This is a genomic window from Sulfuricaulis sp. (genome assembly GCF_041499725.1).
GTDB lineage: Bacteria > Pseudomonadota > Gammaproteobacteria > Acidiferrobacterales > Sulfurifustaceae > Sulfuricaulis.
The window spans coordinates 1-6,674 of the sequence record NZ_JBGQKW010000111.1; the positions used below are offsets into that span (position 1 = coordinate 1).

A 6,674-nucleotide genomic window follows, 5' to 3' on the forward strand; every position below is an offset into this window, starting at 1 on the left:
GAAACCGCCCAGGTCATCCTCGGGCGCCAGCGCCACCCAGGTGGCGAGCGGCTCGTTGTCGCGCGCGGTCGCGAGCGCCGCCCAGCGCTGGCCGCGCAGCAGCGCCGCCAACTGTCGTTGCTCTTCGGGATTCACGCCTTGTTCCATGCGCGGATTGTACGCCGTTGCGCGCCGCCTATCTTGCGGCGAGTCGCAAAAGAGCGGCTACTTCGCCGCCAGAATGGCGATGCGCGTGTACGGCCGATTCTGCAGACGCTCGCCGAGACCCTCGACGCCGATCTCTTCATCGGTGAGATAACACGCCGGGTCTTCGGCCCAGGGATCGTTTGTGAGTTGATGTGCACGCACGCGCGTGTTGCCGCCGCAAACGTCGAAGTATTGGCAGGCGCCGCAACGGCCCTTGATTGTGCGCGGGCTGGCCTTGAGTCCGGCCATGAGTGGGTCGGAAACATCCTGCCAGATCTGCGAGAACGGTCTTTCCTTCACGCTGCCCAGGCTGTAATGCCACCAGAAGGTGTCGGGATGGACATTGCCGAGATTGTCGATATTCGCGATATTCACACCGGAGGAATTGCCGCCCCACTGCGCGAGCTTGGCGCGCAGTGGGGCTTCCAGGTGCGGAAAGTGCTTGCGTACCCAGAACAGCAGATACACGCCGTCGGCGTCGTTGTTGCCGGTGACGAACTCCTTATGCAAGCCGCGTTGCGTGTATTCCCAGCATTTGTCGAACAGCAGGTCCATGGCCCAGCGCGTCGTTTTCAGGATCACGTCGTCTTTGCGGTTGATGTTGCCGCGCCCGGCATAGTTGAGATGCGAGAGGTAGAACTTGTCGATGCCCTCGGCTTCCATGAGATTGAGCAACTCGGGAAGCTCCGCGGCGTTGTCCTGCGTCATGGTGAAGCGCATGCCGACCTTGATGCCGCGCGCGTGGCACAGGCGGATCGCGTGCATCGAGGCGTCGTAGGCGCCTTCGAGACGCCGGAATCGGTCATGCGTAGCGCGCAGGCCGTCGATGCTGATGCCGACGTAGTCGTAACCGATCGCGGCGATCTGTTCGATATTGGATTCGTTAATCAGCGTGCCGTTGGTGGACAAACCGACGTAAAAGCCCATCTGCTTGGCGCGGCGCGAGATGTCGAAGATGTCGCGGCGCATGAGCGGCTCGCCACCCGAGAGAATCAGAACCGGCACGTGGAAACCCTTGAGATCGTCCATGACTTGGTAAACTTCCGCGGTCGAAAGCTCCCCAGGAAAATCCGTGTCCGCGGAAATCGAGTAGCAGTGCTTGCAGGTCAGGTTGCAGCGCCGGATCAGGTTCCAGATCACCACCGGTCCGGGCGGGTTCCGCTTCGGCCCGAGCGGCGTGGGCTGTTTGATCTCCTGCATGTACTGGGAAATGCGGAACATGCTCAACCTCCCAGGCGCAGGCCGGTTTTCTTGAGGATGCGCGTGCTGTACAGCACCGCGTGGCCCCGATCGGCATCGCCGAGCAATGCGGCGATCTGCGCCGCCTTGGCCTCGACCTCGGCACGGTCGCGCCCATGCACCATCGCGAACAGGTTGTACGGCCATTCCGGCGGATGCCGTGGACGGTGATAGCTGTGGCTGACGAAATCCAGTGCACCGATTTTCTGTCCCAGCTCGCGGATTCGCTCTTCCGGCACATCCCACACCGACATGCCGTTGGCCTGGTAGCCAAGGGCGTAATGGTTCGGCACCGCGCCGATGCGGCGGATGATGCCCGCTTCCAGCATGCGCCGCAGGCGCGCCATGACTTCGTCGGCACTGACGCCCAGTTGCCCGGCAATGACATGATACGGACGGCTCACGCGCGGCAGCCCCGCCTGGGTCGCCAGAACAATGCGGCGGTCCACGGCATCCAGTATCGTGGCGGCCTCGAATCCGGCGTGGGCAAGGATTTCAGCGGCGTGCGCGTTCATACCGTAAACCTCAGGCCCACGTAGAATTCTTCTAGCTTGGGCATGTTGTATACCCGGTAGCCGGCGGCCTTCTCGATTTCACCGATCGCTTCTTCAATTCGCTCCGGCTTTTCCGTGGCGAGCACGAACCACATGTTGAACGCGTGCTCGCGTGCATAGTTGTGCGCAACCTCGGGAAAACGGTTCACAATTTCCGTCACCCGTTCGAAATCCTCCGCCGGAACCTGCATCGCCGCGAGCGTGAGCGCGCCGCCGAGACGTTCGGCGTGGTACATCGGCCCGAAACGGGTGAGCGTGCCGTTTCCCAGCAATACGTCGAGACGCTGCATCAGCTCATCCTCGGTCAGGCCCAGATTCGTGGCGGCTTCGGCATACGGCCGCTCGCAGATGGGAAAGCCGCCCTGCAGCTGATTGACGATGGCGCGATCCACGGCATCCATCAACATTCCCTCTTTCCAGACGTATAAATGGCGCCGCGCTGTTTGAAACGGCGGCGGCTGAACAGGACTTCGTGCGTCAGGTTCTGAAGTCCGCAGTGGTTCACCATCCACTCGAGATGCGCCAGCACCGCTTCGCGGCTCTTCCCGTGAATCATGCAGTAGAGGTTGTAACGCCACTGGGGCCGGCGCCGCGGACGGCGGTAACAGAGCGTGATGAAATCGAAGCCCGCCAGGCAGCGCCCGAGCTCGGCCACCTGCCCGTCCGGCACGTCCCACACCACCATGGCGTTGGCCGAATAGCCGAGTTCGTGGTGCCGCACCACCACGCCGAAACGGCGGATCACGCCGCTCGCCTTCAGGTGCGCGAGCCGCGCGATCACCTGCGCCTCGGTCAGACCCAGGCGCGCGCCGATCTCGGCATAGGGACGCGGCGCCAGCGGAAGACCATGCTGGATCGCCGCCAGCAACCGCCGGTCAACATCATCCACCGGCGGCCGCTGCAGCGTCATCGCGGAATGCTTGACGACATTCATTTCCATAGTAGCCCTGACACGAATCCCTACTTCGCTATGCTCGTTCGTCCTGTCATATTCTTAGATCGAACCCCAGGTCGATGTGATAATCCTCCACGAGCGGAAACGACAGCGCTTCGTAGCCGGTACGGATGGTGATCTCGGCCAGCACCGAATGCAGGCGCGCCATGTCCGGCGCCGTGGCCACGAACCACAGATTCAACCGGTGTTCGCGCTCGTAGTTGTGATTGACCTCGGTATAACCGTTGACGATCGCCGCGACCGATTCGAGTTCCTCCGGCGGCACCGCCATGGCCGCGAGCGTGCTCACGCCGACGGTGTTGGGCCGCACCACGGCGCCGACGCGGCTGACGGCCCCGGCGCTTTTGAGCGCCTCCAGCCGCGCGAGCACTTCCGCTTCCGTCACACTGAGATTCCGCGCCATGTCGGCATACGGCGTCGGTGACAACGGAAAATCCTGCTGAAAATCATTCAACAGGCGGCGGTCGAGTTCGGTCAGTTCCAGCCTCATTGCCCGATCCTGTGCGCGCGCGAAGTAAAGAAAATCCCGCTCGGTTTGTCCGCGGGCAGCGACGTGACGCGCTCGAAGCTGTCGGTGTCGTACACGTCCACCCGGTCCTCATCGCGCACGGACAGCCACACCTGCTCTCCGCGCGGCGTGAATTCCATGTGCAGTACCGCCTTGCCGGGCTTGAGCGTGCGGATGATCTTGAGCGACAGCGTGTCGATGACCTGCACCGTGTCGTTGTCCGGGGGCGCGAAGTTCACCCATAGCTGGCGTCCGTCCGGACGCGCGATCACGAACACCGGCTGGCCGGCCACAACGACGCGGCCGGCTTCCGTCCAGTTCTTCTGGTCGATCACCAGCACCTCGTGCCGCCCGACCGCCGGCACATAGGCGATGTCGTTTGCCTGCGCCCAGTAGTCCATGTGTGGCATCTTGAATACCGGCAGCGGTTCCTGCCCGCGCCCGTAGCCTTCCAGCACGCGGCGCACGCCTTTTTCCGGTTGCCACAGGTCGAGCAGCGCCAGCCCGTCCTCGCCGAAAAGACCGGCGATGTAGTAACGCCCGTCAGGCGTCACCGTGCCGTCGTACGGCTGTTTGCCGACATGGGGAAATTTCTGCACCTGCGGTTGACGTGGGTTACGCATATCCGCCACCCAGATCTCGCCGGCGTCCCACAGAGAAAACACGAAACGATCGCCCGGCGCATCCACCAACCCCACCACCTTGGAACGGCGCTGACTGTCGCCCGAACCCGCAGGGATGTCGGCAAGCAGATCGAGCGTGTCGGCGGCGAACACCTTCACGCCGCCCGGTTCGTAATTGGAAACCGCGATCAGGCGTCCGTCCTGCGAGATCGCGCCGCCGATGGCGTTGCCCGCCTGCACGACGCGCTTGTCGATGCGCCCGCGCAGCAGATCGACCTTGGTCAGCCCACCGTCGCGCCCGAAGACGTAGGCATAACGCGCATCGCGCGAGTACACGGCCGAGGCATGCGACAAGTCGCCCAGGCCCGGAACCAGTGCCAGACGCGTGTGGTGGGTGGTTTCAACCACCTGCACGCTGCCGCTGGCGCGTTCAACAATGATACCCAGATCTCCCGTGCCGCGCGGCGAGGCACACGCCGAAACCAGCACGGCGCCGATGAGACTCAGGAAAATTTTGAGGAAGGATTGGAAAAATTCAGTGCGCATCGGTTTTGCCCGCGAGCAGTACCTGCACCAACCAGTCTGCTTCCTGCTCGTTCAGGAAACTCTTCCACGGCGGCATCGGCGTGCCCGGCCGGCCGTGAAGAATCACTTCGCGCAACATGACGGCGGACTTGCCGGCCAGCGCCTCCTGTGTCAGCGCGGGGCCGAGACCGCCCTTGCGCGTCAGCCCGTGGCACGAACCGCAATCCTGGGTAAGAAAATACATCAGCTCGGTTTGCCTCGCGGCGGGGATCTCGGCGCACACCGCAGACGCCCACAACGCGCCCAGCGCGGCGAGGGTGATGCCGGTCTTATGCCTGGGCCTGCGCATGCGAACCTGCTCTCCCGTTGAGGGGCGGGATATCTCCCACCCCTTACTGCCACGGACTAGTAGACGTCGTGCTGCGTGTTATAGACGTTGAACTTGCCCGTCGGCGTGACCAGGCGCTTGTCCTTGATCACGGTCTTGAGCTTGCGCGTCTTGTCGTCGAGCACCACGATGGCGGATTCCTGGGTCTTGCCGTTCCACACCGAGAACCAGACTTCGTCGCCCTTGTTGTTGTACTCGGGCTGCACGACACGCTTCGGACCTTCGCCCAGACCGGCCATCTCGGCGACCTTCACCACCTCAAACGGCTTGTCGAGATGGTTGATGTCGAACACGGCCGTCGACTGGCTGATCTCGGTGTTCGGATTGAGCGCGGTGTCCACCCACAGATTCTTAGACTTGGGATGGGTCTTGATGAACAACGACCCGCCGCCCTGGCCCTTGAGTGAACGCACTACTTTCCAGGCATTTTGCTTATGATTTACCGGATCGGTGCCGATCAAGGCGATAGTGTCATCGCCCAGATGTCCCGTGGCCCACACCGGACCATACTTCGGATCGACGAAGTTGGCGCCGCGGCCAGGGTGCGGGATTTTGCCGACCTCCACGAGTTTCACGAGTTTGTCGTTCTTGGAATCCACGACGGCGATCTTGTTGCGCTGATTGGCCGCCACCATGAAGTAACGCTTGGTGGAGTCAAAACCGCCATCATGCAGGAAACGCTCGGTGCCGATGTCGGTCACCTTGAGGTTGTTGATGTCCGAGTAATCCACCATCAGCGTATGGCCGGTCTCCTTCACGTTCACCACGAATTCAGGGTGAAAGTGCGAGGCGACGATCGAGGCTACGCGCGGTTCGGGATGATACTCCTGTGTGTCCACCGTAAAACCGCGGGTGGCGACGATCTTGAGCGGCTCGAGCGTATCGCCTTTCATGATCGTGTACTGGGGCGGCCAGTAGGAACCGGCGATCGCATAGGTATCCTCGTAGCCCTTGTACTTGGAGGTTTCAACCGAGCGCGCCTCAAGGCCCACCTTGATCACGGCGACGTTGGCGGGTTGCGCCATCCACAGATCGATCAGGTTGATCTGCGCATCGCGTCCGATCACATATAGATAGCGGCCCGAATTGGACATACGTGAGATGTGCACCGCGTACCCGGTATCGATCACGCTGACAATTTTCTTGGTATCGCCATCGATCAGCGCGACCTGGCCGGCATCGCGCAACGTCACCGAGAAGACGTTGGCCAAGTTGATGTTGTTCATTTTCTTTTTCGGGCGTTCTGCCGGCGGTACGATCACTTTCCATGACGCCTTCATTTCCTTCATGCCGAACTCGGGTGGTGTCGGCGGTTCGTGCTGCAGGAACTTCGCCATCAAGTCCACGTCCTGATCGCTCAGCACACCGGAGGTGCCCCAGTTGGGCATGCCCGCGGGTGAACCATAATTGATGAACACCTTGAGATAATCTGTGCCCTTGTTGAGGGTGATATCGGGGGTCAGCGGCTTGCCGGTGGCGCCCTTGCGCAGCACGCCGTGACAGCCGGCGCAGCGCTCGAAGTAAATCTGCTTGGCGCGGGTGAATTCAGCCTCCGTCAACGGCGGCGCTTTCGGCGACACCACGGTTTCGGCCTGTTCCGGCTTGATCGGCACCGGCGCGCCCTTGTAGCGCATTTCCGTCTCCGGCGTTCCCGGATGGCCGGAAGGTTTTTCCTCCGCCCCTGCGGCACCGGTAA

The 6,674-nt window shown here is 62.2% G+C and carries 8 protein-coding genes; all 8 read right to left on the minus strand.

All coding sequences use genetic code 11. The features are described 5' to 3' along the window. Positions 1-204 precede the first annotated feature (204 nt). Complete coding sequence (nirJ, locus tag ACC569_RS13415) at positions 205-1,407, minus strand: heme d1 biosynthesis radical SAM protein NirJ (protein WP_372524039.1); 1,203 nt, start codon at positions 1,405-1,407, stop codon at positions 205-207. Between the two features lie 2 nt (positions 1,408-1,409). Beyond that, on the minus strand, positions 1,410-1,940 hold the full coding sequence (locus tag ACC569_RS13420) for an Lrp/AsnC family transcriptional regulator (RefSeq protein ID WP_372524040.1): 531 nt from the start codon (positions 1,938-1,940) through the stop codon (positions 1,410-1,412). Next, entirely contained in the window at positions 1,937-2,380 is a 444-nt protein-coding gene (locus tag ACC569_RS13425) for an Lrp/AsnC family transcriptional regulator (protein WP_372524041.1), read from the minus strand. Before ACC569_RS13425 ends, ACC569_RS13420 begins: the two co-directional genes overlap by 4 nt. Continuing rightward, complete coding sequence (locus ACC569_RS13430) at positions 2,380-2,913, minus strand: Lrp/AsnC family transcriptional regulator (RefSeq protein WP_372524042.1); 534 nt, start codon at positions 2,911-2,913, stop codon at positions 2,380-2,382. Before ACC569_RS13430 ends, ACC569_RS13425 begins: the two co-directional genes overlap by 1 nt. A 52-nt stretch (positions 2,914-2,965) precedes the next feature. Continuing rightward, positions 2,966-3,424, minus strand: coding sequence for an AsnC family transcriptional regulator (locus ACC569_RS13435; protein ID WP_372524043.1), 459 nt, complete (start codon positions 3,422-3,424; stop codon positions 2,966-2,968). Then, positions 3,421-4,611 carry a cytochrome D1 domain-containing protein gene (locus tag ACC569_RS13440; protein WP_372524044.1) on the minus strand — a complete coding sequence of 397 codons (1,191 nt, stop codon included), beginning with the start codon at positions 4,609-4,611 and terminating at the stop codon, positions 3,421-3,423. Before ACC569_RS13440 ends, ACC569_RS13435 begins: the two co-directional genes overlap by 4 nt. Continuing rightward, complete coding sequence (locus ACC569_RS13445) at positions 4,601-4,939, minus strand: cytochrome c (protein WP_372524045.1); 339 nt, start codon at positions 4,937-4,939, stop codon at positions 4,601-4,603. The genes ACC569_RS13440 and ACC569_RS13445 overlap by 11 nt, the downstream gene beginning before the upstream one ends. Before the next feature lie 56 nt (positions 4,940-4,995). Next, on the minus strand, positions 4,996-6,674 hold a 1,679-nt coding region (locus ACC569_RS13450; protein WP_372524046.1), incomplete at its 5' end, for a cytochrome D1 domain-containing protein.

Bases quoted from the DNA above. Each gene is read 5' to 3' on its own strand.
- ACC569_RS13435 (WP_372524043.1), bottom strand. From the start codon at position 3,424: ATGAGGCTGGAACTGACCGAACTCGACCGCCGCCTGTTGAATGATTTT.
- ACC569_RS13445 (WP_372524045.1), bottom strand. From the start codon at position 4,939: ATGCGCAGGCCCAGGCATAAGACCGGCATCACCCTCGCCGCGCTGGGC.
- nirJ (WP_372524039.1), bottom strand. From the start codon at position 1,407: ATGTTCCGCATTTCCCAGTACATGCAGGAGATCAAACAGCCCACGCCG.
- ACC569_RS13425 (WP_372524041.1), bottom strand. From the start codon at position 2,380: ATGGATGCCGTGGATCGCGCCATCGTCAATCAGCTGCAGGGCGGCTTT.
- ACC569_RS13420 (WP_372524040.1), bottom strand. From the start codon at position 1,940: ATGAACGCGCACGCCGCTGAAATCCTTGCCCACGCCGGATTCGAGGCC.
- ACC569_RS13440 (WP_372524044.1), bottom strand. From the start codon at position 4,611: ATGCGCACTGAATTTTTCCAATCCTTCCTCAAAATTTTCCTGAGTCTC.
- ACC569_RS13430 (WP_372524042.1), bottom strand. From the start codon at position 2,913: ATGAATGTCGTCAAGCATTCCGCGATGACGCTGCAGCGGCCGCCGGTG.